Source organism: Streptomyces sp. NBC_00370 (assembly GCF_036084755.1).
GTDB lineage: Bacteria > Actinomycetota > Actinomycetes > Streptomycetales > Streptomycetaceae > Streptomyces.
Window position 1 is genome coordinate 1,858,872 of the sequence record NZ_CP107968.1, and the last position, 24,604, is coordinate 1,883,475.

Annotated in this window: 25 protein-coding genes; 5 read left to right on the top strand and 20 right to left on the bottom strand. The window is 69.8% G+C overall.

Annotated elements, in window-relative coordinates; all coding sequences use genetic code 11:
• Positions 1 to 11 precede the first annotated feature (11 nt).
• The 12 genes from OHS57_RS07940 to OHS57_RS07995 all read right to left on the bottom strand — a co-directional run bounded on the left by OHS57_RS07940 (position 12) and on the right by OHS57_RS07995 (position 12,279).
• Entirely contained in the window at positions 12 to 2,840 is a 2,829-nt protein-coding gene (locus OHS57_RS07940) for a DEAD/DEAH box helicase (RefSeq protein ID WP_041991411.1), read from the bottom strand.
• A gap of 45 nt (positions 2,841 to 2,885) precedes the next feature.
• Positions 2,886 to 3,815, bottom strand: a complete 930-nt coding sequence (locus OHS57_RS07945) for a diacylglycerol kinase (RefSeq protein WP_328581496.1) — start codon at positions 3,813 to 3,815, stop codon at positions 2,886 to 2,888.
• Positions 3,816 to 3,865: 50 nt separating this feature from the next.
• Positions 3,866 to 4,828 (bottom strand): twin-arginine translocase subunit TatC, encoded by a 963-nt coding sequence (gene tatC, locus OHS57_RS07950; protein WP_041991407.1) that lies wholly within the window; start codon positions 4,826 to 4,828, stop codon positions 3,866 to 3,868.
• 59 nt (positions 4,829 to 4,887) lie between these two features.
• On the bottom strand, positions 4,888 to 5,178 hold the full coding sequence (gene tatA / locus OHS57_RS07955) for a Sec-independent protein translocase subunit TatA (RefSeq protein WP_041991406.1): 291 nt from the start codon (positions 5,176 to 5,178) through the stop codon (positions 4,888 to 4,890).
• Positions 5,179 to 5,455: 277 nt separating this feature from the next.
• Positions 5,456 to 5,653, bottom strand: coding sequence for a hypothetical protein (locus OHS57_RS07960; RefSeq protein ID WP_041991404.1), 198 nt, complete (start codon positions 5,651 to 5,653; stop codon positions 5,456 to 5,458).
• 21 nt (positions 5,654 to 5,674) lie between these two features.
• Positions 5,675 to 5,956, bottom strand: a complete 282-nt coding sequence (locus OHS57_RS07965) for a hypothetical protein (protein ID WP_041991402.1) — start codon at positions 5,954 to 5,956, stop codon at positions 5,675 to 5,677.
• Positions 5,957 to 5,988: 32 nt separating this feature from the next.
• Complete coding sequence (locus OHS57_RS07970; protein WP_041991400.1) at positions 5,989 to 6,945, bottom strand: helix-turn-helix transcriptional regulator; 957 nt, start codon at positions 6,943 to 6,945, stop codon at positions 5,989 to 5,991.
• A gap of 15 nt (positions 6,946 to 6,960) precedes the next feature.
• On the bottom strand, positions 6,961 to 7,917 hold the full coding sequence (locus OHS57_RS07975) for a helix-turn-helix transcriptional regulator (protein ID WP_041991398.1): 957 nt from the start codon (positions 7,915 to 7,917) through the stop codon (positions 6,961 to 6,963).
• Between the two features lie 124 nt (positions 7,918 to 8,041).
• On the bottom strand, positions 8,042 to 8,413 hold the full coding sequence (locus OHS57_RS07980) for an FKBP-type peptidyl-prolyl cis-trans isomerase (protein ID WP_041991395.1): 372 nt from the start codon (positions 8,411 to 8,413) through the stop codon (positions 8,042 to 8,044).
• Between the two features lie 43 nt (positions 8,414 to 8,456).
• Positions 8,457 to 9,485, bottom strand: coding sequence for an FKBP-type peptidyl-prolyl cis-trans isomerase (locus OHS57_RS07985; protein WP_328581497.1), 1,029 nt, complete (start codon positions 9,483 to 9,485; stop codon positions 8,457 to 8,459).
• 160 nt (positions 9,486 to 9,645) lie between these two features.
• Positions 9,646 to 11,007: a Pup--protein ligase gene (gene pafA / locus OHS57_RS07990; RefSeq protein WP_041991391.1), complete on the bottom strand. Its 1,362-nt coding sequence runs from the start codon at positions 11,005 to 11,007 to the stop codon at positions 9,646 to 9,648.
• Positions 11,008 to 11,016: 9 nt separating this feature from the next.
• Positions 11,017 to 12,279, bottom strand: a complete 1,263-nt coding sequence (locus OHS57_RS07995; RefSeq protein ID WP_328581498.1) for an MFS transporter — start codon at positions 12,277 to 12,279, stop codon at positions 11,017 to 11,019.
• Between the two features lie 126 nt (positions 12,280 to 12,405).
• Here OHS57_RS07995 and OHS57_RS08000 point away from each other — a divergent pair, with 126 nt between their 5' ends.
• Positions 12,406 to 13,419, top strand: coding sequence for a LacI family DNA-binding transcriptional regulator (locus OHS57_RS08000; protein WP_328581499.1), 1,014 nt, complete (start codon positions 12,406 to 12,408; stop codon positions 13,417 to 13,419).
• An 83-nt stretch (positions 13,420 to 13,502) separates the two neighbouring features.
• Here the strand turns inward: OHS57_RS08000 and prcA are convergent, their stop codons facing one another.
• The 5 genes from prcA to arc all read right to left on the bottom strand — a co-directional run bounded on the left by prcA (position 13,503) and on the right by arc (position 19,231).
• Positions 13,503 to 14,324: a proteasome subunit alpha gene (gene prcA, locus OHS57_RS08005; protein WP_041991387.1), complete on the bottom strand. Its 822-nt coding sequence runs from the start codon at positions 14,322 to 14,324 to the stop codon at positions 13,503 to 13,505.
• A gap of 51 nt (positions 14,325 to 14,375) precedes the next feature.
• Positions 14,376 to 15,221, bottom strand: coding sequence for a proteasome subunit beta (gene prcB, locus OHS57_RS08010; protein WP_041991384.1), 846 nt, complete (start codon positions 15,219 to 15,221; stop codon positions 14,376 to 14,378).
• A gap of 143 nt (positions 15,222 to 15,364) precedes the next feature.
• On the bottom strand, positions 15,365 to 15,583 hold the full coding sequence (locus OHS57_RS08015; RefSeq protein WP_041991383.1) for a ubiquitin-like protein Pup: 219 nt from the start codon (positions 15,581 to 15,583) through the stop codon (positions 15,365 to 15,367).
• A gap of 134 nt (positions 15,584 to 15,717) precedes the next feature.
• On the bottom strand, positions 15,718 to 17,229 hold the full coding sequence (dop, locus tag OHS57_RS08020) for a depupylase/deamidase Dop (protein WP_078863715.1): 1,512 nt from the start codon (positions 17,227 to 17,229) through the stop codon (positions 15,718 to 15,720).
• Between the two features lie 235 nt (positions 17,230 to 17,464).
• Entirely contained in the window at positions 17,465 to 19,231 is a 1,767-nt protein-coding gene (gene arc, locus OHS57_RS08025) for a proteasome ATPase (protein WP_041996798.1), read from the bottom strand.
• Positions 19,232 to 19,484: 253 nt separating this feature from the next.
• Between arc and OHS57_RS08030 the strand changes: the two genes are divergently transcribed.
• Positions 19,485 to 19,805, top strand: coding sequence for a ferredoxin (locus OHS57_RS08030; protein ID WP_041991379.1), 321 nt, complete (start codon positions 19,485 to 19,487; stop codon positions 19,803 to 19,805).
• Positions 19,806 to 19,824: 19 nt separating this feature from the next.
• Here OHS57_RS08030 and OHS57_RS08035 read toward each other — a convergent pair whose 3' ends face one another.
• Positions 19,825 to 20,424, bottom strand: coding sequence for a hypothetical protein (locus OHS57_RS08035; RefSeq protein ID WP_041991376.1), 600 nt, complete (start codon positions 20,422 to 20,424; stop codon positions 19,825 to 19,827).
• 64 nt (positions 20,425 to 20,488) lie between these two features.
• On the opposite strand from OHS57_RS08035, the gene OHS57_RS08040 reads away from it, so the two are divergent.
• Positions 20,489 to 20,647, top strand: a complete 159-nt coding sequence (locus OHS57_RS08040) for a hypothetical protein (RefSeq protein ID WP_328581500.1) — start codon at positions 20,489 to 20,491, stop codon at positions 20,645 to 20,647.
• Here OHS57_RS08040 and OHS57_RS08045 read toward each other — a convergent pair.
• The gene (locus OHS57_RS08045; RefSeq protein ID WP_041991374.1) at positions 20,644 to 21,540 is read right to left on the bottom strand and encodes a tRNA (adenine-N1)-methyltransferase; all 897 of its coding nucleotides are present in this window, start codon (positions 21,538 to 21,540) and stop codon (positions 20,644 to 20,646) included. The two genes, OHS57_RS08040 and OHS57_RS08045, sit on opposite strands and share 4 nt — an antisense overlap.
• A 42-nt stretch (positions 21,541 to 21,582) precedes the next feature.
• Positions 21,583 to 22,839, bottom strand: coding sequence for a site-2 protease family protein (locus OHS57_RS08050; RefSeq protein WP_328581501.1), 1,257 nt, complete (start codon positions 22,837 to 22,839; stop codon positions 21,583 to 21,585).
• A gap of 134 nt (positions 22,840 to 22,973) precedes the next feature.
• Between OHS57_RS08050 and OHS57_RS08055 the strand changes: the two genes are divergently transcribed.
• Together OHS57_RS08055 and OHS57_RS08060 are read left to right on the top strand one after the other, a co-directional pair.
• Positions 22,974 to 23,834 (top strand): RecB family exonuclease, encoded by an 861-nt coding sequence (locus OHS57_RS08055; protein WP_328581502.1) that lies wholly within the window; start codon positions 22,974 to 22,976, stop codon positions 23,832 to 23,834.
• Positions 23,835 to 23,909: 75 nt separating this feature from the next.
• The gene (locus tag OHS57_RS08060; protein ID WP_041991370.1) at positions 23,910 to 24,581 is read left to right on the top strand and encodes a response regulator; all 672 of its coding nucleotides are present in this window, start codon (positions 23,910 to 23,912) and stop codon (positions 24,579 to 24,581) included.
• Positions 24,582 to 24,604 lie beyond the last annotated feature (23 nt).

A 24,604-nucleotide genomic window follows, 5' to 3' on the forward strand; every position in this document is an offset into this window, starting at 1 on the left:
CGGCCCGGCGGTCAGCCGACCGAGCTGTACGCCACGACGCCGCGCCGTACCTCATCCACCGCCTTGCGGGCGTTCTTCGCGACCGTGCTGTTCTCCCGGGGAGCGGCGGCGGCGATCTGTCCGAGCACGTCGATGACCTGCTTGCACCAGCGGACGAAGTCGCCCGCCGGCATCTCGGCCTCGCGCAGCACCTCGTCGAGCCCGCGCCCGGACGCCCACATGTAGACCGCCCAGGCGAACCCGAGGTCGGGTTCGCGCTGACCGACGCCCTCCGCCTGGTTGATCTTGAAGTCCTCCTCCAGATCGTCCAGCCGGCTCCAGATCCGCACCATGTCGTTGAGCGCGGCCTTCGCGTTGCCCGAGGGGACCTTGGGCGTCACCGCGTCGTCCGACTGCCGGGCCTCGTAGACCAGCGCCGACACGCACGCCGCCAGCTCGGCGGGGCCGAGCCCCTCCCAGACGCCCTCGCGCAGACACTCACTGGCCAGCAGATCCAGCTCCCCGTAGAGCCTGGCCAGCCGCTTGCCGTGCTCCGTGACCTCGTTGCCGCGCAGATAGTCCAGCTCGGTGAGCAGCTTGACGATGCGGTCGAAGGTGCGGGCGATCGTGTTCGTCCTGCCCTCGATCCGGCGCTCCAGCTGCCGCGTGTCCCGCTGCAGCCGGTGGTAGCGCTCGGCCCACCTGGCGTGGTCCTCCCGCTCGTCACAGCCGTGGCAGGGGTGGGCCCGCAGGGCGGTGCGCAGCCGGGCGATCTCCCGGTCGTCCGCCGCCTCGGCCCGCTGCTTGCGGTGCCGCTCGGGCACGATGTGCCCGGCCTTCGTGCGCAGCGCGGACGCCAGGTCGCGGCGCGACTGCGGCGAGCGCGCGTTGAACGACTTGGGGACCCGCATCCGGTCCAGCGCCTCCACGGGCACCGGGAAGTCCATCGACGCCAGCCGCTTGACCTGCCGTTCGGCGGTCAGGACCAGGGGCCGGGGCCCTTCCTGGTACTCCAGGCCGCGGTGTCCGTTGGAGCGCCCGGCCGGCACCCCGGGGTCGAGGACCAGCGCGAGCCCGGCGAACTTCCCCGTCGGTACGTGGATCACGTCGCCCGGCTTCAGCTTCTCCAGCGAGGCGGCGGCAGCGGCGCGCCGCTGCACGGCGCCCTGCTTCGCCAGCTCGTTCTCCCGGTCCTTCAGCTCGCGGCGCAGCCGCGCGTACTCCTCGAAGTCACCGAGGTGACAGGTCATGCCCTGGCGGTAGCCGTCGAGCCCTTCCTCGTTCTTCTGCACCTGCCGGGAGATCCCGACGACCGACTTGTCGGCCTGGAACTGGGCGAAGGAGGTCTCCAGCAGCTCACGCGAGCGGTGCCTGCCGAACTGCTGGACCAGATTGACCGCCATGTTGTACGACGGGCGGAAGCTGGAGCGCAGCGGGTACGTACGGGTCCCGGCGAGCCCGGCGAGGGCGCCCGGGTCCATCCCGCGCTGCCACAGCACCACCGCGTGGCCCTCGACGTCGATGCCGCGGCGGCCGGCCCGCCCGGTGAGCTGGGTGTACTCACCGGGGGTGATGTCGGCGTGCTGCTCGCCGTTCCACTTGACGAGCTTCTCCAGGATCACGGTCCTGGCCGGCATGTTGATGCCGAGCGCCAGCGTCTCCGTGGCGAAGACGGCCTTGACCAGGCCGCGCACGAACAGGTCTTCCACGACCTCCTTGAAGGTCGGCAGCATGCCGGCGTGGTGCGCGGCGATACCGCGCTCCAGGCCCTCCAGCCATTCGTAGTAGCCGAGGACATGAAGATCCTCGCCGGGGATGGAGGCGGTGCGCTCCTCGACGATCTCGCGGACCCTGCGGCGCGCCTCGTCGTTGTTCAGCCGCAGGCCGGCGTGCATGCACTGCTGTACGGCTGCCTCGCAGGCGGCCCTGCTGAAGATGAACGTGATCGCCGGGAGCAGCCCCTCGGCGTCGAGCCGCTCGATGACCTCGGGCCGTGACGGCGTCCAGATCCGGCTGCGCTGTCTGCGCTCGCGCTCCCGGTCGGCCTCGCGGACCATCTTGCCGCGCCGCCGGTCGCGCGGGTTGTACGTGCGCTGGTTCTCCATGCGGGCCATCCGGACCAGGTCCGGGTTGGTCTCGCGCTTGCCGACGCCACGGCCGCCGTGGTCGGACTCCTCCTCGAAGAGGTCGTACATCCGGCGGCCCGCCATCACGTGCTGCCACAGCGGCACGGGACGGTGCTCGGAGACGATGACCTCGGTGTCGCCCCGCACGGTGTCGAGCCAGTCGCCGAACTCCTCGGCGTTGGAGACCGTCGCGGAGAGCGAGACCAGCGTGACCGACTCGGGGAGGTGGATGATCACCTCTTCCCAGACGGCGCCGCGGAACCGGTCGGAGAGGTAGTGGACCTCGTCCATCACCACATAGCCGAGCCCGGTGAGCGACTGCGAGCCCGCGTAGAGCATGTTCCGCAGGACCTCGGTGGTCATGACGACCACCGGCGCGTCGGAGTTGACGCTGTTGTCCCCGGTCAGCAGGCCGACCTTGTCGGCGCCGTAGCGCTTGGCCAGATCCGCGTACTTCTGGTTGGAGAGCGCCTTGATGGGCGTGGTGTAGAAGCACTTGCGGCCCTCGGCCAGGGCCAGGTGGACGGCGAACTCGCCGACGATCGTCTTGCCCGAGCCGGTGGGCGCCGCGACCAGCACGCCCTTCCCGGACTCCAGGGCCTGGCACGCCTCGACCTGGAACGGGTCGAGGCCGAACTCGTACATCTCCCGGAAGGAGGCGAGCGCCGTGGCCTGCTCGACGGCGCGGATCCGGGCAGCGGCGTACCGCTCGGCTGGTGAGAGGTCCTCAGTCATCTTGCTGTCGAGCCTACCCGCCAGGTATGACAGTCACCGCGATCTTTATTTCGACTTGGAGCGGCCGTCGTCCGCTCCGGCGAGGACGCGCACGGCGCCGGGCACGCAGGTGGCGGTGAGCGGCAGCGGGCCGAGCGGTTCGCCGTCGGCGTAGCCGGTGAGGCCGTCTGCCGCGAGGGTGATCCGCGCGGTGCGGTGGACCGTGACGACGGGGTGGCTCAGATGTGTCCCCCGGTAGACCTTCGGGAAGACCCGGAGCAGGGTGGAGCGGCTGCATCCGGCGACGACCGTCACGTCGAAGAGGCCGTCGTCCATCTCGGCGCCGGCGGCGATCCGCATCCCGCCGCCGTACGAGGAGCCGTTGCCGACCGCGACGAGCGTGGCCTCGATCCGCCGCTCGACCCCGTCGTCCAGGGTCATCCGGTACGGGACGGGCGCGAAGGCGGCCAGCTCGGCGAGCATGGCGAGGTCGTACTTGAACCGGCCGGCGGGCAGCCGCATCCGGTTGCCCCGGTCGTTGACCCGTGAGTCGAAGCCGGAGGCGAGGACCGTGCCGAACCATCTGTCGCCGCTCCCGCCGGTGACCCGGCCGAGGTCGACGGCGCGCGGTGTGCCGTTCTTGAGCGTGTCGGCGGCCAGCAGGGCGGCCGCCACCGGGTCGCGTACGGGCAGTCCGAGCGCGCGGGCGAAGTCGTTGCCGGTGCCGACGGCTATCACGCCGAGCGGGACGTGGGTACCGGCGACCGCTTGCAGCGCCAGGGAGATCAGCCCGTCGCCGCCGACGGCTATCAGGGCGCCGGTGCCGCCGTCGACCGCTTCCCCTGCCCGGCGCAGCGCGTCGGGCGCGTCGGAGCCGAGGACCGTCCGTACGAAGAAGCCGGCGGCCCGGAGTGCGTCGGCGGCGGGCCGCACGGCACGCGCGCCCCTGCCGCGACCCGCTGTGGGGTTGACGAAGAGGGTGATCTCGCTGGTCACCCGGCGGACCCTACAAGACGGTGCCCCGACGGACGAGAGCCGTTACGGGATCAGGTGACGTCGTCGTAGCCGTTGAGCCGGTTCGCCCGGCCGGCGTCCGTCTGCTCGGGCAGCACGGGCGAGGCGGAGACGGGCTCTATGGCCGAGTCGACGTCTTCCGGCGTGAGGTCCAGATCGGACGCCTCGTCGTCGGAGGGGCCCGTCGCGGTGCGCAGCCGGCGGCGCCGGTCGTTGTACATCGAGACGAAGCAGGCCGCGAAGTACAGCACCCAGATCGGCGCGGACAGGGCGAGCATCGACAGCGGGTCGGTGCTCGGCGTCGCGATGGCGGCGAAGACGGTGATGCCGAAGATCATGGCCCGCCACCAGCCGATCATCCGGCGGCCGGTGAGGATGCCCGCGAAGTTCAGCATGACGAGCAGCAGCGGCATCTCGAAGGAGAGGCCGAAGACGACGACCATGCGGGTCACGAGGTCGAGCAGGTCGTCCAGCGGCAGCAGGTTGTCCACACCGCTCGGCGAGAAGCCCAGCAGGACCTTGGCCGTGGTCGGCAGCACCTTGTAGGCGAAGAGGGCGCCGCCGAGGAACAGCGGCACACCGGCGCCGACGAAGGAGAGCGTGTACTTCTTCTCGTTGCTGTGCAGGCCGGGCGCGAGGAACGCCCAGAGCTGGTAGAGCCAGACCGGCGAGGCGAGCACCACGCCCGCCGTCAGGGAGACCTTGAGGGCGAGGGTGAACGGCGCCAGGAGCCCGTTGAGGGTGATGTGGGCGCACTGGGTGTTGCCCTTGGTCTGCTGAGCGAGCGCGCTGAAGTCGGTGGGGCAGCCGACCGACTGGAGCACCGGCTTCGTGAAGAAGTCGATTATTTCGTTGTAGAAGAAGGCGGCGACAAGCGTGACGACGACGATTGCCAGCAGGCCCTTCGCCATTCGGTTGCGCAGCTCACGCAGGTGCTCCACGAGGGGCATGCGCCCCTCGGGATCCGTCTCCTGCTTGCGGGCAGACTTGAGCAACCCACGTCCTCATCTCGTGCGGCGGACCACCGCTGACAGCGTCCGCTCCGGCCCTGGTCTCAGCGCTGAGTGGAGTCCGTCGGCTCGCTCACCGGACGGGCACTCGTCACGTCACCGGGCGCGGCCTTGATGGTACGGGGAGCCGACTGGTCCTGGGCCGTCGGGTCGGTCGGCGGGTCCGCCGGGGCCGTCGCAGCGCCTTCCGACTTCATCGCCTTGGCCTCGCTCTTGAGGATGCGGGCCGACTTGCCGAGCGAACGCGCCATGTCGGGAAGCTTCTTCGCGCCGAACAGCAGCACGATCACGACGAGGATGAGAATGATCTCGGGGGCTCCGAGCCTTCCGAACATAAGCGTTTACCTTCTCACCGAGGCTGCATGGGACGGGCCTGCACGATCGCGGCCGGGCATAGGGGCCCGACCGTGCCATGTGCAGCGATCGTAACGCCCAGGGGTGAACAAAAAGCAAGCCCCTGACGGCACTCTCGCTCTTCCGCATGCGGCCCGTGCCTCGCTACCTGGGCCACGCCGATCACCTTACCGCCCGAACTGGCGATGCAGGAGGGTGCGTCGGGCACGACCTGACCTGGGTAGGTGTCACGGCGGGACATCGCACCGGAGGGTGCGGCTACCGCAGGGCCTCGCCGGTGGCGGCGAGCCGGGTCGCGGCGCGCTCCAGATCCTCCGAGGCACGGTTGATCCGCTCCGTGGTGGCGGCGACCTGACGGCCGAGCCGCTGGGTCTCCAGGAAGACGCGTACGGCCAGCACCCCGAGCACGGCGATACCGCAGAACCCGAGGGCGATGGCGAGCATGGGCCAGAACATACCGGCAGCCTAGGCCCTTTCTCAGCTGGCCCCGGAGCGGGAGTGGAGGCGCAGCGTCCGTACCCCGCCGCCGGTGAGGAGTTCGACGATGCGCTCGCCCGCGGGCTTGCGTACGGCGCTCTCGCACTCCGGGCAGGTGAAGGAGTAGAAGGTGGTCCGCCTGCTCGCGCCTATCGCCAGGCACAGCGCCCCCGCGGACAGTTCGAAGCCGGCTCTGCAATGCGGGCAGGCGGCCTTGAAGAGGACCGGGGTGACGGTCGAGAGTTCGTACGCCGCACCGGACATCCCAGACATTCCGACCATCCCAGATACTCCCGACATGTCTTTGAGTCTTCCTACTCTTGGCCGTCGTAGGCGGCGAGCGCCTCGTGTGCCGCCAGCCGCGCGCTCTCGGCCAGGTCCTGCGGGGAGACGATCCGGCCGTCACCGCCGAGCCGCAGCGCGAGGCGCCGCAGGGAGGCGGGGGCCGGGGTACGCAGCGTGATACGCAGCCCGCCGTCGGGAAGTTCATCCGCGCTGTCGTGCGGGTAGTACTCGGCCACCCAGCGACCGCCGGGGCCGACCTCGACGACCACCTCGGGATCGTCGGCCGAGGGCTGCACCAGACCCTCCGACAGATCGCGCAGCTCCAGCTCGGGCGGGGCGGAGGGCGCGTCGAGGAGCTTGATCTCGGCCACCCGGTCGAGCCGGAACGTCCGCCGGGCCTCGGACGTACGGCACCACGCCTCCATGTACGTGTGGCCCACGGCGAACAGCCGGATCGGGTCGACCTCCCGCTCGGTCAGTTCGTCCCTGGCCGGGGAGTAGTAGCGCAGCCACAGCCTGCGGCGCTCGGAGATCGCCCGATCGACGTCGGCGAAGACGCCGCCCTCCGACTCGAAGGTCACCGACAGCCGGGAGCTGGCTCCCGCCGCCTCGCCCGCCGCCGCCTCCAGCTTGGCCGTGGCGCGCAGCAGCGCCTGCCGGTCGCTCTCCCGGAGCCCGGGCAGGGTGGCCACCGCGCGGGCGGCGACGAGCAGCGCCGTCGCCTCGTCGGCGGCGAGCCGCAGCGGCTCGGCGACATCGTCCGGGTTGTGCCACCAGATGCGGTCGCCGTCGGTGTCGATGTCGAGGAGGTCGCCGCCCCGGAAGCTCGTGCCGCACATGGGCAGCACGTCGAGGTCGGAGATCAGCTCGTCCTCGGTGATGCCGAACGCCCGCGCGACATCGCTGACATGGGCGCCGGGGCGCTCCCGCAGATACGTCACGAGCGACAGCATCCGGCGGGTCTGGTCGATGGCGTTGGCAGCCATGGTGGTCGCCTCCCCTCAGCCCTTGGCCACGGCGCGCAGCCGCTCCACGACGTCGGCCCGCAGGTCCGCGGGCTCCAGCACGACAGCGTCCGGGCCGAACTCCACCAGCCAGGCGTCCAGACCGTGCCCGTACGGGACCTCCAGCTCGTCCCAGCCGTCGCCCAGCTCACGCGACGACAGCGCCTTGGCGCGCAGCGGATAGCCGCTGCCCGAGCGCAATTTGATCAGGGCGGAGCGGGTCGCCGTCTCCCCCGCCCAGCTCTCCACGGTCTCCCGTACGGTCACCACGTCGGGCACCGGCGCCGAGAACTCGCCCGACCTGGAGCGGATCCGGCCGGTGATCCTGGAGAGCCGGAAGACCCGCTCGGCCCCGCGCTCCCGGTCCCAGCCGGCCAAGTACCAGTGGCCGCGCCAGCACTCCAGCGTCCAGGGCTCGACCTGGCGCTGCTCGGGGCGCGCCGCGTTGGCCTTGCGGTAGTCGAAGACGACGGGCCGCCGGTCGCGGCAGGCCAGCATCAGCGGCTCGAAGGCCGCCTCGTGCACGGGGATACGGGGTTCGAGGGCGCTGTGGTGGGCCTCGTAGCTGTCCTCGGCCTCCGGCATCCCGGCGGCCCGCAGCTTCTGCAGCGCGCCGCTGGCCGCGCCGGCCAGCCGGGCCTGCTGCCAGACCTTCGCCGCGAGGCCGAGGGCCGCGGCCTCCTCGGCGTCGAGGGTGATGGCGGGCAGCCGGTTGCTGTCGCGCCGGGCCACGTAGCCCGTGTCGCCGTCCAGGTTCTCCACGGTCTCGATGACCAGGCCAAGTTCGCGCAGATCGTCCTTGTCCCGCTCGAACATGCGGTTGAAGGAGTCGTCGGAGCCTGCCTCCAGATAGGCCTCGATGGAGCCGCGCAGTTCGCGCTTGCTGAGCGGCCGCCTGGTCCCGAGCAGACACAGCGCCAGGTTCATCAACCGCTCGGCCTTGGCAATGGCCATCGAAGCCCTTTCTGGTGGTACTTCCGACCGTTGACCGTACCGTCCCGGAGTGTGCCCGCAAAAGCCGAGGGCCCATGCCTGACGGCATGGGCCCCAGGTGGACACGGATCATGTCCGGATGTGATCAGACGGCGACCAGATCGCAGACGAAGATCAGCGTCTCGCCGGGCGCGATGGCACCCGGTGCGCCGCGGTCCCCGTACGCGAGGTGCGCGGGAATCGTCAGCTGGCGACGGCCGCCGACCTTCATGCCCTGGACACCCTGGTCCCAGCCGGAGATGACCTGTCCTGCGCCAAGGTTGAACCGCAGCGGGGTGCCGCGGTTCCACGACGAGTCGAACTCCTCGCCGGTGGAGAAGGCCACGCCCACGTAGTGGACGGAGACGCTGTCGCCCGCCTTGGCCTCCTGGCCTTCACCCTCCCAGAGGTCCTTGATCTCCAGATCGGCAGGCGGCTCGCCACCCGGGAAGTCGACCTCGGGCTTTTCGTTGCTCACTGAACTGCTCCTCGAAATGATGAACGGGACAACCGGGACAGTGTTACACCGCCGCCAGGATCTCGACGACGAACACCAGAGTCGAGTTGGCGGGGATGGTGTCACCCTGCGCCTGGTCCTTGTACCCCAGCGCCGGCGGGATCACCAGCAGCACCCGGCTGCCGACCTTCTTGCCGACGAGGCCCTTGTCCCAGCCCTCGATGACCTGCTTGGTGCCGATGGTCGTCGCGAACGGCGCCCCGGTCTTCCAGGAGTCGTCGAACGGCGTGGCCGCCGGCTTGCCCTCGTTGGGCTTCCAGGTGGCGCCGGTGTACTGCATGTAGACGCTCTGGCCGTTCTTGACCGTGGCGCCCTTGCCCTCCACGATCGTCTTGCTGACCAGGGCGGACGGCGGGTTGTTCTTCGGCACGGAGATCGTCGCCGCCACGCCCTTGCCCGCCTTGACCTGCGGCAGGTTCTTCGGGATCGAGGACTGGGTGCCCTCGGCCTGGGTGGGAATCACCTTTTCGAGGTCCAGCACGAACACCAGGGTGTCGGTGCCGCTGACCCCGAGCTGCTGGCTGCCCTGCGGGCCGAAGCCGGCGTTCGGCGGGGCCACGACCAGCACCCTGCTGCCGAGCTTCTGGCCGACCACACCGTCCGAGAACGCCGGGATCACGTTCTGCGCGCCGGCCGGGATGACCTGCGGGGCCGCGCCCTTGTCGTACGAGCTGCCGAGGTCCTTGCCGCCCTTCCACACCTTGACGGTGAAGTCGGCCATCACGAGGTCGCCCTTCTTGACCTCGGTGCCGCTGCCCTTGGAGATGGTGTGCACGACGAACTTGTCGCTCGGGTCGCCCTTGGGCAGGGTGATGGTCGCCTTCTTGCCCGTGGCCCCCGCGACGGTCGGCATCGGATCCGCCGTGTCGACGGGCTTGGGAACCGCCGGCGGCGACGCGGGGGCGGAAGGACCGGCCGAAGGGGACGCGGATTTGGACGCGGCGGAGTCGTCCTTCTTGGAGTCCCCACCACCTCCACACGCGGTCAGCGCCAGGGCCGGCACGATCAGCAGGGCTGCAAGACGGCGTCGCACAGAGGGTCCTCGGGGGTGTAGGGGGATGTCCGTGCGGCCACTCTACGACCCTGCGCCGATCGCTCAGGTGTACAGCGTGCGCACGGGCCCCGTACGGCGTTCGTACGGGGCCCGTGCGTATCCGGCCAAAACCCGGCGAAAATCCGGTCGTGGCCGTCGGTCACATACCGGCGATGAGCTTCTCCACCCGGTCGTCGACCGACCGGAAGGGGTCCTTGCAGAGCACGGTGCGCTGCGCCTGGTCGTTGAGCTTCAGATGGACCCAGTCGACGGTGAAGTCCCGCCGCTGCTCCTGGGCCCGGCGGATGAAGTCGCCGCGCAGCCGCGCCCTGGTGGTCTGCGGGGGCACCGACTTGCCTTCGAAGATCTTCAGATCGTTGCAGATCCGGGCCGCCTGGCCCTTCTTCTCCAGCAGGTAGTACAGCCCGCGACGGCGGTGGATGTCGTGGTAGGCGAGGTCTATCTGGGCGACCCGCGGATGCGACATGGTCATGTTGTGCTTGGCCCGGTAGCGCTCGATCAGCTGGTACTTCATGACCCAGTCGATCTCCGTGCTGATCCGGTCGAGGTCCTCGGCCTCGATCGCGTCGAGCGTGCGGCCCCAGAGCTCCAGGACCTGCTCGACGGTGCCGGTGCGGATGCCGCGGCGGTCGACGAAGTCGACGGCCTTCTCGTAGTACTCCCGCTGCACCTCGATGGCCGAGGCCTCGCGGCCGCTCGCCAGCCGGACCTTGCGCTGGCCCGTGATGTCGTGGCTGACCTCGCGGATGGCCCGGATCGGGTTCTCCAGGGTGAGGTCACGCATCACCGTGCCCGCCTCGATCATGCGCAGGACGAGGTCGGTGGCACCGACCTTCAGCAGCATGGTCGTCTCGGACATGTTCGAGTCGCCGACGATCACATGCAGCCGCCGGTAGCGCTCGGCGTCCGCGTGCGGCTCGTCACGGGTGTTGATGATCGGACGGGAGCGGGTCGTCGCTGAACTGACGCCCTCCCAGATGTGCTCGGCCCGCTGGCTGACGCAGTAGACGGCGCCACGCGGAGTCTGCAGCACCTTCCCGGCGCCGCAGAGCAGCTGCCTGGTGACGAGGAACGGGATGAGGATGTCCGCGAGCCGGGAGAACTCTCCGTGGCGGGCGACGAGATAGTTCTCGTGGCAGCCGTAGGAGTTTCCCGCCGAGTCGGTGTTGTTCTTGAAGAGATAGACGTCGCCGGCGATTCCCTCCTCGTGCAGGCGGCGTTCGGCGTCGACGAGCAGACCTTCGAGAATGCGCTCACCGGCCTTGTCGTGCGTGACCAGCTCGGTCACGTTGTCGCATTCCGGTGTCGCGTATTCCGGATGCGAACCCACGTCGAGATAGAGGCGGGCGCCGTTCCGCAGGAAGACATTGCTGCTGCGGCCCCATGAGACAACACGGCGGAAGAGGTAGCGCGCCACTTCGTCAGGTGACAGTCGGCGCTGTCCCCTGAACGTGCACGTGACGCCGTACTCGTTCTCCAGCCCGAAAATGCGGCGGTCCATGTCTGAACATTACGCCTGATGGCCTGAGCTGAAACCGGGTTCGGCCGCCCCGCTTCGATCATTTTCGGTTCCGGCCGTGGCATTCGAAGTACGGCCGGGAGCTGCGAGGACCCGTCGGGTGGCGATCAGTACGAGCAGCGCGGCGACGCCACCGGCCCCGGCGACGGCGAAGCTGGCCGTCGTACCGCCCGCGTCGACGGCGGGTCCCGCGGCCGCCGTGCCCAGTGCGGCGCCCACCCCGAAGGTCGTCACCAGCCAGGAGAACGCCTCGGTGACGGTGCCGCGCGGGGCGTGCCGGTCCACGACGATGAACGCGCAGGCGATGGCGGGCGCGAGGAAGACTCCGGCGATCACGCAGAGCCCCGTCATCGCCACCACGCCGGGGGTGAGGGTGAGCGGCAGATAGCCCAGCGCGAGCAGCGCGACGATCGTCCGCAGCCGCCGTTCGGGTGCGCCCGCCCACTGCCGTGAGCCGTACACCACCCCGCCCAGCAGCGCGCCGAGTCCGAGGGCCGCCATCAGCCAGCCGTAGACCGACTCCCGGCCCTGGTCGTCGGCGTACGCGACGCCGGCGACCGTGATGGAGCCCAGGGCCACCCCGACGAACAGGAAGGCGGCGAGCAGCGCGAGGAGACCGGGTGAGCGCAGCGCGCCCAGCCAATGGGCCTCGCGCGGCGCCGAGCGCCACGCGCGTGAGGGCTCGGACACCACGACGGACAGCGCGCCGAGCACCCCGGTCGCGTTGATGACGAGCAGCGCGACACCCGGGGACCAGAGGGCGACCAGCAGGGTGACGAGCAGCGGTCCGACCGTGAACATCACTTCCTGGGCCACCGCGTCCATGGCGTAGGCCCGGTGCACCCGGTCCTCCTTGCCGAGGACGCTGGGCCACAGGGCCCGCAGCCCGCCTTCGAGCGGCGGGGTGCACAGGCCCGCCACCACGACGGCCAGGTAGGCGAGGAGCGGCGGGTCGGTGCCGACGGCCACGAGCAGCACCACACCGAGCGCGGAGAGCACGGCTGCGGGCAGTTGGACGCGTGGCTGGCCGTAGAGGTCCACGGCCCGGCCGAGCAGCGGCTGTCCGACGGCGTTGGCGATGCCGTACACGGCGGCCAGCGCGCCGGCCAGGCTGTAGCCGCCGCCCTCGGCCCGTACGAGCAGCACGACGGCGATCGGGGCCGTGGCGTTGGGCAGCCGGCCCACCAGCGTGCCCGCCAGCAGCCGGGCCGCGTGCGGGGTTTTGAGCAGGTCCTTGTATCCGGTGGCTCCCACAGCCCGCTCCGCCCCTCTCCCCCGGTGCGCCGGTTTCACCCGACGGCCGGAGTGTTACGTATAACGTCAGGCGTCATACGTACCATGTGCGCAGCACGCGGGTCCACCGGCAGGGAGTCGGCAGTCATGAACGAGCAGGCCGCCAGGCCCACCAGCAGGGACGTGGCGCGGGCCGCCGGTGTATCGCAGGCGACGGTCTCGCTGGTGCTCGGCGACAAGTGGCGGGGCAGGGTCTCCGAGCGGACCGCGCTGCTGGTCAGGGACAGCGCGCGGGAGCTGGGCTACCGGCCCAACCTCGCGGCCCGCAACCTGCGGCTCGGCAGGACCAGGACGGCGCTGCTGGTCGTGCCGGCGCTCACCAACGAGTTCTTCGCCCGGGTGTACACGGGGGCAGCCGCGGTCGCCGCCGAACACGACTTCGGCGTCGTGCTGTATCCGTCACCCGACGGGATCGGCCCGGCCAGGGACCCGTTCGCCTCGGCGCGCGCCGCGCTGGACGGTGTCATCGCCTCGTCGATGGCGGCCGAGGCGCTGGCCACCATCCGGGGCGCCGATCTGCCGCTGGTGATGCTGGACAGCGATCCGGAGCGGCCGGGCGCCGCCGCCCGGGTGAATCTCGACATGGCGGACGGCATGCGGCAGGTGACGGACCATCTGCTGGCCCTCGGCCACCGGCGGTTCGTCCATCTCGCCGCCGCCGTCGACTCCTGGACCTTCGACGTACGCGCGCGGGCCCTCGCCGAGGCGCTGGGCGGTACGGGCGCCGGCGTACGCACCGTCACCTCGGCGCTGGAGGTGGGCGCAGCGCGCGAGGCCGCCGCACACGCCCTGACCGGGGCGGGGCCCCGGCCGACGGCCCTGGTCTGCGACGACGACATCCTGGCGGCCGGCGCGTGCAAGGCCGTACGCAGGCTCGGTCTGCGGGTGCCGGAGGACGTGTCGGTGACCGGCTTCGACGATCTGACGCTGGCCGGCGCCGTGGAACCGGAGCTCACCACCGTGCGACTGCCGGCCGAACAGGTCGGCGAGCGGGGCATGTCGGCGCTCCTGGCGGTCCTGGACGGCCGTCAGCCGGCCGGGGGCGAGCTGCCGGTCACGCTGGTCGTCAGGGGCTCGACAGCGCCCCCGCCGGGCCTCTGACGCACTGTCGGCGCCGAGTACGACTGTGCCCCGGTCCGCACGGGGCGGACCGGGGCACAGGGCTCCGCGCGGCGGAGCCCACGTCACTCGTCGGAGCTGTCCTGCTTCTTCTCGACATCCTGAATCGACTTCGGGCCTGCCGTTCCGTCCGTGCCCGAGCTGTCCTCGTCGTCCGACGGGGCGTCGGTCGGGGTCGAAGCGGCGCCGTCCGCCTCCAGCAGCCGGGAGAGCTGACGGCCGACGATCCGCTTGAACTTGCGCTTCTGCGGTCGCGTGCGGTCCAGGACCGCCACTTCGAGCCGCTCGGCGGGGATCTCACGCTCTCCGCCGTTGGTGTCACGCGACAGCGCCTGGACGGCGAGGCTGAGCGCCTCGGCGAGCGTCATCGCCTCGCGGTGGCGCTGGTCCAGATAGGTGCTGATCTGCTCGGAGCTGCCGCCGACCGCGACCGAGCCGTGCTCGTCCACGATCGATCCGTCGTGCGGCAGCCGGTAGATCTGGTCGCCGTCCGGTGTGGCGCCCACCTCGGCGACGACCAGCTCGACCTCGTACGGCTTCTCGCCGGCGCTGGAGAAGATCGTGCCCAGCGTCTGCGCGTACACGTTGGCGAGGCCACGGGCCGTCACATCGTCGCGGTCGTAGGTGTATCCACGCAGATCCGCGTAGCGCACACCGCCGATCCGCAGGTTCTCGTACTCGTTGTACTTGCCGGCGGCGGCGAAGCCGATCCGGTCGTAGATCTCGCTGAACTTGTGCAGGGCTCGGGACGGGTTCTCGCCGACGAACACGATGCCGTCGGCGTACTGCAGCACAACCAGGCTGCGACCGCGGGCGATGCCCTTCCGGGCGTATTCCGCCCGGTCGGCCATGGCCTGCTGGGGTGAGACATAGAACGGCGTCGACACCGGCTATCCGTCCCTTTCAGTCAGTGGCAGATGTGTTCGGGAGAGGGGACGTCAGAGCAGCGCGGCCCGCGGGCCGTCCGGCTGCTGCAGCCGGCGCTCCAGGATCGTCCGGGCGATCTCGGCGGACTCCGTGTCGTCCAGCCGGCGGAAGCCGTCCTCCGTGATCACGGTGACGATCGGGTAGATCCGGCGGGCCACGTCGGGGCCGCCCGTCGCCGAGTCGTCGTCAGCGGCGTCGTAGAGCGCCTGGATGACCAGTGTCGTGGCCTCCTGCTCGGTCAGCTCGTCGTGGTAGAGCTTCTTCATCGCACCACGGGCGAAGATCGAACCGGAGCCGGTCGAGGCGTAACCATTCTCCTCGGAGCGTCCGCCCGTCACGTCGTACGAGAAGATGCGGCCCTTCTCGCGGTCCACGTCGTACCCGGCGAAGAGCGGCACGACGGCCAGGCCCTGCATGGCCATGGCCAGGTTGGAACGGATCATCGTGGAGAGCCGGTTGGCCTTGCCCTCCAGGGAGAGCGTGGCGCCTTCGACCTTCTCGAAGTGCTCCAGCTCCAGCTGGAAGAGCTTCACCATCTCCACGGCGAGCCCCGCGGTGCCGGCGATGCCCACCGCCGAGAACTCGTCGGCGGGGAAGACCTTCTCGATGTCGCGCTGGGCGATCATGTTGCCCATGGTGGCCCGCCGGTCACCGGCCAGCACCACACCGCCGGGGAACGTCACGGCGACGATCGTCGTGCCGTGCGGCGCCTCGACGGCACCCTGCAACGGCGGCAGCGAACGCTTGCCGGGGAGCATGTCCGGCGACTGGTCCGACAGGAAATCCATGAACGAGGACGAGCCGGGCGTCAGGAAGGCCGCCGGCAGACGCCCGGTGCTCCGAGGATTGGCTTCCACACGTTTCCTTCCGGATTGGCTGCGGCCCGCCGCTGGGGCCGGGCCGATCTTTCGCACTGTGCACGGACCTTACCCGCGCCGCAGCGGGTCATCCGCCCCGGTGCGACCGGCTTTCGCCGGTGGCGCCGGGGCGGCGACGCAGGTTACTGCCCGCCCTTTTGCACGAACGAACGCACGAAGTCCTCGGCGTTCTCTTCGAGCACATCGTCGATTTCGTCGAGAACGGAGTCCACGTCGTCCGACAGCTTCTCCTGACGTTCCTTGAGGTCCTCGGAGCCCTGCGCGTCCTGCGCCTGCTCCTCGACGTCCTCCGTGGAACGCGTCGCCTTCTGCTGTCCGCCGCCGGTGTCCTTGGTCGCCATATCCTCACCCCGCTCGGTTCGCCCCGCTCGATGTGACCTTCAAGATCAGACCCTACAAGCAGGGTCCGACATCGGCCCCGCACTTTCGTACAACGTCCGGGGCCCACCCTCATGATTCCCGTCCGGGGACCATTTCAGCCGCCGGACAGCACCCGGACCAGGTCTTCCGCCGTACGGCACCGGTCGAGCAGCTCTTTGACGTGGTTACGTGTACCGCGCAGCGGTTCCAGGGTGGGCACGCGCTGCAACGAGTCGCGGCCCGGCAGGTCGAAGATGACCGAGTCCCAGGAGGCGGCGGCCACGTCCTCCGCGTACTGCTCAAGACAGCGGCCGCGGAAATAGGCCCTGGTGTCCTCCGGAGGCTTCGTCCTGGCCCGTTCCACGTCCTGGTCGTCCAGCAGCCTGGTCATCTTGCCGCGGGCCACCAGACGGTTGTAGAGGCCCTTCTCGGGGCGTACGTCGGCGTACTGGAGATCCACCAGGTGCAGCCGGGCCGCGTCCCAGTCGAGACCGTCCCTGCGGCGGTATCCCTCCAGTATTTCCCGCTTGGTGATCCAGTCCAGCTCGCCCGACAGGCTCATCGGATCGTTCTCCAGCCGGTTGAGCGTGTCCTCCCAGCGGCCGAGCACGTCCTGGGTCTGTTCGTCGGCGTCGGAGCCGTACCGCTCCTCGACATATTTTCTGGCCAGCTCGTAGTACTCCATCTGGAGCTGGACGGCGGTCAGGGTGCGTCCGCTGCGCAGTGTGACGAGCTGCTTGAGCGTCGGGTCGTGGGAGACCTGGTGCAGGGTGCGGACCGGCTGGTCGACGGCCAGGTCGACGTTGATGAAACCGTCCTCGATCATGGCGAGGACCAGCGAGGTCGTACCGAGCTTGAGGTAGGTGGAGATCTCCGACAGGTTCGCGTCACCGATGATGACGTGCAGCCTGCGGTACTTCTCCGCGTCCGAGTGTGGTTCGTCGCGAGTGTTGATGATGGGCCGTTTGAGGGTGGTCTCCAGGCCGACCTCGACCTCGAAGTAGTCGGCGCGCTGGCTGATCTGGAAGCCGTGCTCGTGGCCGTCCTGGCCGATGCCGACCCGGCCGGCGCCCGTGACGACCTGCCGGGAGACGAAGAACGGCGTCAGATGGCGCACGATGTCCGAGAACGGGGTCTCCCGGCGCATGAGGTAGTTCTCGTGCGTGCCGTAGGAGGCGCCCTTGTTGTCGGTGTTGTTCTTGTACAGATGGATCGGCTGGGCGCCGGGGATCTGCGCCGCCCGCTCGGCCGCCTCGGCCATGACGCGCTCGCCGGCCTTGTCCCACAGGACCGCGTCGCGCGGGTTGGTGATCTCCGGTGAGCTGTACTCCGGATGGGCGTGGTCGACGTAGAGCCGTGCGCCGTTCGTGAGGATCACGTTGGCCAGGCCGATGTCCTCGTCGGTCAGCTGGCTGGAGTCCGCCGTCTCCCGGGCGAGGTCGAAGCCCCGCGCGTCCCGCAGCGGGTTCTCCTCCTCGAAATCCCACCGGGCGCGCCGGGCCCGCATCATCGCCGCCGCGTAGGCGTTCACGATCTGGGACGAGGTGAGCATGGCATTGGCGTTCGGGTGACCCGGAACGGAGATGCCGTACTCCGTCTCGATGCCCATTACTCGCCGTACAGTCATGCGGCCCTCCTTGCCCGGCACCGCTCCCCTTCGGGAAAGGTGCTCAAGTACCGCTGTCGCTCCGGTGCGTGTGCGGTGCCCTTCCCCGCACTGCGCGACCCGGCGGTACCGACGAGCCTAGAACGCCATGGCGCTTGTGGGGAGATCATTTCCGTCATTGGCCTGGTGTGGTGGAAGGTACGGGAAAAGCAGCGGCTGCGGATGTCCTTCCGGACATCCGCAGCCGGTGTGCGTTTTACAGGTACTGACCGGTGTTCGCCACCGTGTCGATGGAGCGTCCGGTGTCCGCGCCCTGTTTTCCGGTGACGAGCGTACGGATGAACACGATCCGCTCGCCCTTCTTTCCGGAGATGCGGGCCCAGTCGTCGGGGTTGGTGGTGTTCGGCAGGTCCTCGTTCTCCTTGAACTCGTCCACGCAAGCCTGGAGGAGGTGGGAGACCCTGAGACCTTTCTGGTTCTGGTCGAGGAAGTCCTTGATGGCCATTTTCTTGGCCCGGTCCACGATGTTCTGAATCATGGCGCCGGAGTTGAAGTCCTTGAAATAGAGGACTTCCTTGTCGCCGTTGGCGTACGTGACCTCGAGGAAGCGGTTCTCCTCGGACTCCGTGTACATCCGCTCGACGACGGTCTGGATCATGCCCTGGACCGCGTCCTCACGGGAGTCCCTGTGCTCGGACAGGTCGTCCGTGTGCAGGGGCAGCGAGGAGCGCAGGTACTTGGCGAAGATGTCCTTGGCCGCCTCGGCGTCGGGACGCTCGATCTTGATCTTCACATCGAGCCGGCCGGGGCGCAGGATCGCCGGGTCGATCATGTCCTCACGGTTGGAGGCGCCGATCACGATGACGTTCTCCAGACCCTCCACACCGTCGATCTCGGCGAGCAGCTGGGGGACGATGGTGTTCTCCACGTCCGAGCTGACACCGGATCCACGGGTGCGGAAGAGGGATTCCATCTCGTCGAAGAAGACGATGACGGGGGTGCCCTCGCTGGCCTTCTCACGGGCGCGCTGGAAGACCAGGCGGATGTGCCGCTCGGTCTCGCCCACGTACTTGTTGAGGAGCTCCGGACCCTTGATATTGAGGAAGTAACTCTTGCCGGCGGGCCGCCCTGTCACCTCGGCGACCTTCTTGGCGAGCGAGTTCGCCACGGCCTTGGCGATGAGCGTCTTGCCGCAGCCAGGAGGGCCGTAGAGCAGGATGCCCTTCGGCGGCCGCAGTTCGTGCTCCTTGAAGAGGTCGGGGTAGAGGTACGGAAGCTCGACCGCGTCGCGGATCATCTCGATCTGGCCGCCCAGACCGCCGATCTTGTCGTAGTCGACGTCCGGGACCTCTTCGAGGACGAGTTCTTCGACCTCGCTCTTGGGGATGACCTCGTAGACGTAACCGGAGCGCGGTTCGAGCAGCAGGGCGTCGCCGGGCCGGATGGTGATGTCCAGCAGCGGTTCAGCCAGCCGCACCACCCGTTCCTCGTCGGTGTGCCCGACGACCAGGGCGCGCTCGCCGTCCTCAAGGATCTCCTTGAGGGTGACGATGTCACCGGCCCGCTCGAACGTCATGGCCTCGACCACGTTGGTCGCCTCGTTGAGCATGACCTCCTGGCCACGCCTGAGCTCTTCGAGCTCCACGCTGGGGCTGACGTTCACCCGGAGCTTGCGGCCCCCGGTGAAGATGTCGGCCGTACCGTCCTCGTTCGCCTGCAGGAAGACGCCGAAACCGGCCGGCGGCTGTGCCAGCCTGTCGACCTCTTCCTTGAGGGCCACGATCTGGTCGCGGGCCTCACGCAGCGTGTTGGCGAGCCGCTCGTTCTGCGCGGACACACCCGCCAGATTGGTCTGCAGCTCGACGATCCGCTCTTCGAGAATCCTCGTGTGCCGCGGAGAGTCGGCGAGCTTGCGTCGCAGGACGGCGATTTCCTGCTCGAGATAGGCAACCTGGCCGGCGGGGTCTTCAGACCCCCGACCGGGCCGGGTGCCGCGGTTGATGTCGTCGTCGTGTGCTGCCACGGTCCTCACCTCCTCCAAGGGGAGCTGGACGCTTCCTGACCCTACCTGGGCCGGTGATGATTGAAACCCCTAGATCACAAAGACTGTCGGGGTGTGTCCGATCTTCACCCTTGCGCTCGCCCTCACGTGAGGGGAATACCCACCGAACAACATCGGAAAGCCGCCGGTTGTATCGTCGAAGTGTTCAACACCCGTCAGGGCTGGCGCGACTTACCCCATATTGCACCACCCGGAGCGGCAAACGGCAGGAGACATGATCGTGCAGCAGGAGGCTCCCACCGAAGGTGTCACTGAGACCCAGGATCCGCTGGAGGTGTGGATCGACCAGGATCTGTGCACCGGTGACGGGATCTGTGCCCAGTACGCGCCCGAGGTCTTCGAGCTCGACATCGACGGCCTGGCCTATGTGAAGAGCCCGGAGGACGAGCTGTTGCAGGCCCCCGGTGCCACCACCCGGGTGCCGCTGCCGCTGCTGCGTGACGTGGTGGACTCGGCCAAGGAGTGTCCGGGCGACTGCATCCACGTCCGGCGGGTTTCGGACAGCGTCGAGGTGTACGGCCCGGACGCGGTCTGAGCCGGGGCGCGGCCCGCCGTCAGACGCTCTTGGCGGTGGGCTGTTCGCTGCGGACGAACGCGCCGCCGCGCCACTTCCAGGAGACCCGCTCCTGGATGTCGGGGCAGCAGCTCGGGACGCTCGGGTCCGAGTAGCCCAGCAGGGTGGCCAGGACGGCGCCGCCGGTTATCGCGAAGCCGGTGCCGACGCTCTGCTTCGCCTTCGGGTCCAGCAGGGTCGCCACTATGCGGGGCGTGGCCGCCGTGCCCTTGGTCAGTACGTAGACCCCGCTCGGCGGGGTGCCTGAGCCGGAGTCGCAGCGCACGACGGCCACGGTCTCCGGGGAGCCGTCACCGTCCAGATCGCCGGATGCCTTTTTCGTGACGACCGTCCCGGCGGCGCCACATTCCAGCGGGAAGTGGGCGGCGGCCGGGTCGGGGGCCGGCAATGCCTGGTGGTTCGGCGCGCTCTGCGCGCGTACCTGTCCCTGTCCCTGGTGAGCCGCCTGCGACGCGGTGGCCGGGCCCGGCTGGAGGAGTCCCGCGACGGCCACGACACCGGCCATCGCGGTCGCCGTGGCGAGCCAGTGCATGGGGGCGGGCCTGGTGTGAGCGAGGTCCGCAGCGTCGGAGATCTGCACGCGGAGTGTCTCCTGAGAAGGGCCGTGCTGGAGAAGAAACCAACGGTGTGAGGGAGACAGCATCGTGCCACACGTCACAGCGGCGCGGAACAGCGGGGTACGAAACTTCGGCGGTGCTTACGGCCAACAAAACGGCGCCGCCGCCGAGTTCCGTGGGCTGCTCGGGAACTCGGCGGCGGCGGTGCGGCGTTCGGCCGGACAGGGCCGGTCGGCCTGGCTCTAGTGGGAGTTGCTGCTGCCCGGTCCTTCGTAGTCGTCGCCGTACGAGCCCTTGGACGGCCGGCGGCGGCGCAGCGGGGGCTCCACGCCGTCGGCGAGGCGGCGCGCGGTGACCAGGAAGCCGGTGTGGCCGATCATCCGGTGGTCGGGGCGCACGGCGAGGCCTTCGACGTGCCAGTTGCGGATCATCGACTCCCAGGCGGCCGGCTCGTTGAACGTGCCGAACTCCCTGATCGTCTCGACGGTGCGGGCGAGCTGGGTCGTCGTCGCGACGTACGCGCAGAGGATGCCGCCGGGCACGAGTGCCTTGGAGACGGCCTCGATGCACTCCCAGGGCGCGAGCATGTCCAGGACGACCCGGTCCACGTCCGTGTCGGACAGGTTGTCCTGGAGGTCGCCGACGGTCAGGGTCCAGGCGGGGTGCGGTTCGCCGAAGTAGCGTTCCACGTTCTGCTGGGCGATGTCGGCGAAGTCCTGGCGGCGCTCGTAGGAGTGCAGCATGCCCTCGTCACCGATGACGCGCAGCAGGAAGCTGCTGAGCGACCCGGAACCCACCCCGGCCTCGACGACGCGCGCGCCGGGGAAGATGTCGGCGAAGGCCAGGATCTGGCCCGCGTCCTTGGGGTAGACCACGGCGGCGCCGCGGGGCATGGACAGGACGTAGTCGGGGAGCAGGGGGCGCAGCGCGAGGTAGGCGACGTTTCCCGTGGTACGGACAACACTGCCCTCGGGAGCACCGATCAGCTCGTCGTGGGGGAAGGACCCTTTGTGGGTGTGGAAGTTCTTCCCGGCTTCGAGCGTGAAGGTGTAGTGGCGTCCCTTGGGGTCGGTGAGCTGAACCTGGTCCCCGACCTTGAAGGGCCCACGTCGGCGGGCGGCACCGGTCGGTTCGGACATGCGACCACACTAGCGGCTTTGTGCGGGGTCCCCTGACGCCGGTCAGTGCGGCTCGGGGCGGGCCATCGCGGCGACGAAGGCGCGCTCCACGTCCGCCGTGGACAGGACGCCGTAGATCTCACCGGTCTCCTCGACGACCAGGTACTCGGTGGCGGGGGCCGCCCGCAGCCGGTCGAGCAGCGCCTCCCCCGCCAGTTCGGCGGGGACCCGCATGTCGTCGGTGAGGTCCTGCGAGAGACCGCTGACGGCCACCCAGGGGCGGCGGTGCTGGGGGACGCCGACGATCGCCGCCTCGCGTACCAGGCCCGTCGGGTCGCCCTGTCCGTCGACGACCACGAGGGCGCGCGCCCCGGCCTCGTTGGCCCGGCGCAGCGCCTCGGAGAGCGGGGTCTGCGGTTCGACGGGGACGGCGCGTCTGGTCAGCGTGCGCGCCTGGAGTTCCGGCAGGTGCTCGCGCAGCCGGGCCATCCGCAGGCTGTTGCCGGCGCCGGTCCAGATGATCGCGGCGAGGATCGCGGCGATCAGGGCGTCGGTGACCGTCTCGAAACCGCCGATGTCCCCCGCCGCGCTGCTGAAGCTGCCGCCGTGCGTGAACAGGGGCAGCCCGATGAGGCCGACGAGTACGACGACGGCCAGCGCCCGGCCGACCCAGGCGGCGGCCACGGTGCCGCTCATCGGCTTTCCGGTGATCTTCCAGACGACGGCGCGCAGCATCCGGCCACCGTCGAGCGGCAGTCCCGGCAGCAGGTTGAAGACGGCCACGATCAGGTTGGAGACCATCAGTCCCGCGAGCAGGACGCCGGGGACGGTGTCGGCGTCCACGGTCAGCATGCCGAGGTAGAAGACCCCGGCGAGGACGAGCGAGAGCAGCGGTCCGACGAAGGCGAGGACGAACTCACGGCCCGGGGTGTCGGACTCCTTCTCGATCTCCGAGACGCCGCCGAAGAACTGGAGCTGGATGCGTCGCACGGGAAGCTTGAAGCGCAGCGCCGCCACGGTGTGGGCCAGCTCGTGGACGAGTACGGAGGCGTAGAAGGCGACGGCGAAGAAGAGCGAGACGAGATAGCGGGCACCGCCGAGACCTGGCAGGATCCGGTCGATCTGGCCGCCGAAGACCCAGGTGATCAGCGCGGCCACCAGGAACCAGCTGGGGGCGACGTAGACGGGCACGCCGAAGGGCCGGCCCATGAGGATCCCACCGCCGGGATCCGCGGGCCTCGGCGGCTTCCGGCCGGGGGGCTTGCCCCCGGGGCCGGGCTCCGGCCGGCTGCTCTCGCCGCTCTCGTCGTCCTCTTTCACGGGTCCCCTTCGTCGGCGGCAGCGTCGCTATCTCGATCATGCAGTGCGAGAGGCTCTGTAGTCGATGGTATTCGGCGGGGTGCTCTCCGGCGGACAGGACCCTGCTGTCAGTGCGGGGCCTTAGGGTCTGCGTCATGACTACCAGCACGCCGCCCTCGTCGCTGTCGCCGTCGCGTGCGAGCGACTTCATGCAGTGCCCCTTGCTGTACCGCTTCCGGGTCATCGACAAGCTGCCCCAGAAGCCCAGTGAGGCGGCCACCCGCGGCACGCTGGTGCACGCGGTGCTTGAGCGGCTGTTCGACGACCCGGCGGCGGAGCGCACGGCGCCGCGGGCGCGGGCGATGGTGCCGGGGCAGTGGGACCGGCTGCTGGAGTCGCGGCCCGAGCTGGCGGAGCTGTTCGCCGAGGACGCGGAGGGTGAGCGGCTGTCCGGCTGGCTGGCGGAGGCCGAGCGGCTGGTGGAGCGGTGGTTCTCGCTGGAGGACCCGACCCGGCTGGAACCGGCCGAGCGTGAGCTGTTCGTCGAGACGGAGCTGGCGTCGGGGCTGCGGCTGCGCGGGGTGATCGACCGGGTCGATGTGGCGCCGACCGGCGAGGTGCGGATCGTCGACTACAAGACGGGCAAGGCGCCCCGCCCCGAGTACGCGGAAGGGGCGCTGTTCCAGATGAAGTTCTACGCCCTGGTGATCTGGCGGCTGAAGGGCGTGGTGCCGCGCCGGCTCCAGCTGGTGTACCTGGGCAGCGGCGAGGTCATGACGTACGACCCCGAAGTGGCGGACCTGGAGCGGGTGGAGCGCAAGCTGCTGGCCCTGTGGGAGGCGATCCAGGCCGCCACGAAGTCGGGTGACTGGCGGCCGCGGCCGACGAAGCTGTGCGGCTGGTGCGACCATCAGGCGCTCTGTCCGGAATTCGGCGGCACACCGCCGGTTTATCCCCTCACGGTGCCGGGGGCCGCCGCCGTACCGGAGCAGGAAACCGTGCGGGAGACGGCATAGCGGCCGCGCGCCCGACGGAGCCCCTGCGGGGCGGTCAGGGCAGAATGGGGCCGGTCTAGTGAATGGGAGTTCCCTGTGACTGTCCGCGTCCTACTGGTCGATGACCAGCCGCTGCTGCGCACCGGCTTCCGGATGATCCTGGAGGCGGAGCAGGACATCGCGGTCGTCGGCGAGGCCGGGGACGGCCTCCAGGCCATCGACCAGGTCCGGGCGTTGCAGCCCGACGTGGTGCTGATGGACATCCGGATGCCCCGGATGGACGGCGTCGAGGCGACCCGCCAGATCACGGGCCCCGGCCGGGACGGCCCGGCGAAGGTGCTCGTGCTGACCACCTTCGACCTGGACGAGTACGTGGTGGAGGCGCTGCGCGCCGGGGCGAGCGGCTTCCTGCTGAAGGACGCGCCCGCCAACGAGTTGGTGCAGGCGATCAGGGTGGTCGCCGCGGGCGAGGCGATGCTGGCGCCGAGCATCACGCGCCGGCTGCTCGACAAGTACGCGGACCATCTGCCGTCCGGCGAGGATCCGGTCCCCGACACGCTGCACACCCTGACGGAGCGCGAGGTCGAGGTGCTCAAGCTGGTGGCGCGCGGTCTGTCGAACGCGGAGATCGCGGCTGATCTGTTCGTGAGCGAGACGACGGTCAAGACGCATGTGGGTCATGTGCTCACGAAGCTGAGCCTGCGCGACCGGGTGCAGGCGGCGGTGTACGCGTACGAGAGCGGTCTGGTGCGCCCCGGCGCCCAGTGACCGGTCTCCCCCGGCCGCCGGGG

Excerpts from the sequence above, each read along its gene's own strand:
- OHS57_RS07940 (WP_041991411.1), bottom strand. The coding sequence starts at position 2,840 with ATGACTGAGGACCTCTCACCAGCCGAGCGGTACGCCGCTGCCCGGATC.
- tatA (WP_041991406.1), bottom strand. The coding sequence starts at position 5,178 with ATGTTCGGAAGGCTCGGAGCCCCCGAGATCATTCTCATCCTCGTCGTG.
- OHS57_RS07960 (WP_041991404.1), bottom strand. The coding sequence starts at position 5,653 with ATGTTCTGGCCCATGCTCGCCATCGCCCTCGGGTTCTGCGGTATCGCC.
- OHS57_RS07965 (WP_041991402.1), bottom strand. The coding sequence starts at position 5,956 with ATGGTCGGAATGTCTGGGATGTCCGGTGCGGCGTACGAACTCTCGACC.
- OHS57_RS07970 (WP_041991400.1), bottom strand. The coding sequence starts at position 6,945 with ATGGCTGCCAACGCCATCGACCAGACCCGCCGGATGCTGTCGCTCGTG.
- OHS57_RS07975 (WP_041991398.1), bottom strand. The coding sequence starts at position 7,917 with ATGGCCATTGCCAAGGCCGAGCGGTTGATGAACCTGGCGCTGTGTCTG.
- pafA (WP_041991391.1), bottom strand. The coding sequence starts at position 11,007 with ATGGACCGCCGCATTTTCGGGCTGGAGAACGAGTACGGCGTCACGTGC.
- OHS57_RS08000 (WP_328581499.1), top strand. The coding sequence starts at position 12,406 with ATGAACGAGCAGGCCGCCAGGCCCACCAGCAGGGACGTGGCGCGGGCC.
- OHS57_RS08015 (WP_041991383.1), bottom strand. The coding sequence starts at position 15,583 with ATGGCGACCAAGGACACCGGCGGCGGACAGCAGAAGGCGACGCGTTCC.
- dop (WP_078863715.1), bottom strand. The coding sequence starts at position 17,229 with ATGACTGTACGGCGAGTAATGGGCATCGAGACGGAGTACGGCATCTCC.
- OHS57_RS08030 (WP_041991379.1), top strand. The coding sequence starts at position 19,485 with ATGATCGTGCAGCAGGAGGCTCCCACCGAAGGTGTCACTGAGACCCAG.
- OHS57_RS08045 (WP_041991374.1), bottom strand. The coding sequence starts at position 21,540 with ATGTCCGAACCGACCGGTGCCGCCCGCCGACGTGGGCCCTTCAAGGTC.
- OHS57_RS08055 (WP_328581502.1), top strand. The coding sequence starts at position 22,974 with ATGACTACCAGCACGCCGCCCTCGTCGCTGTCGCCGTCGCGTGCGAGC.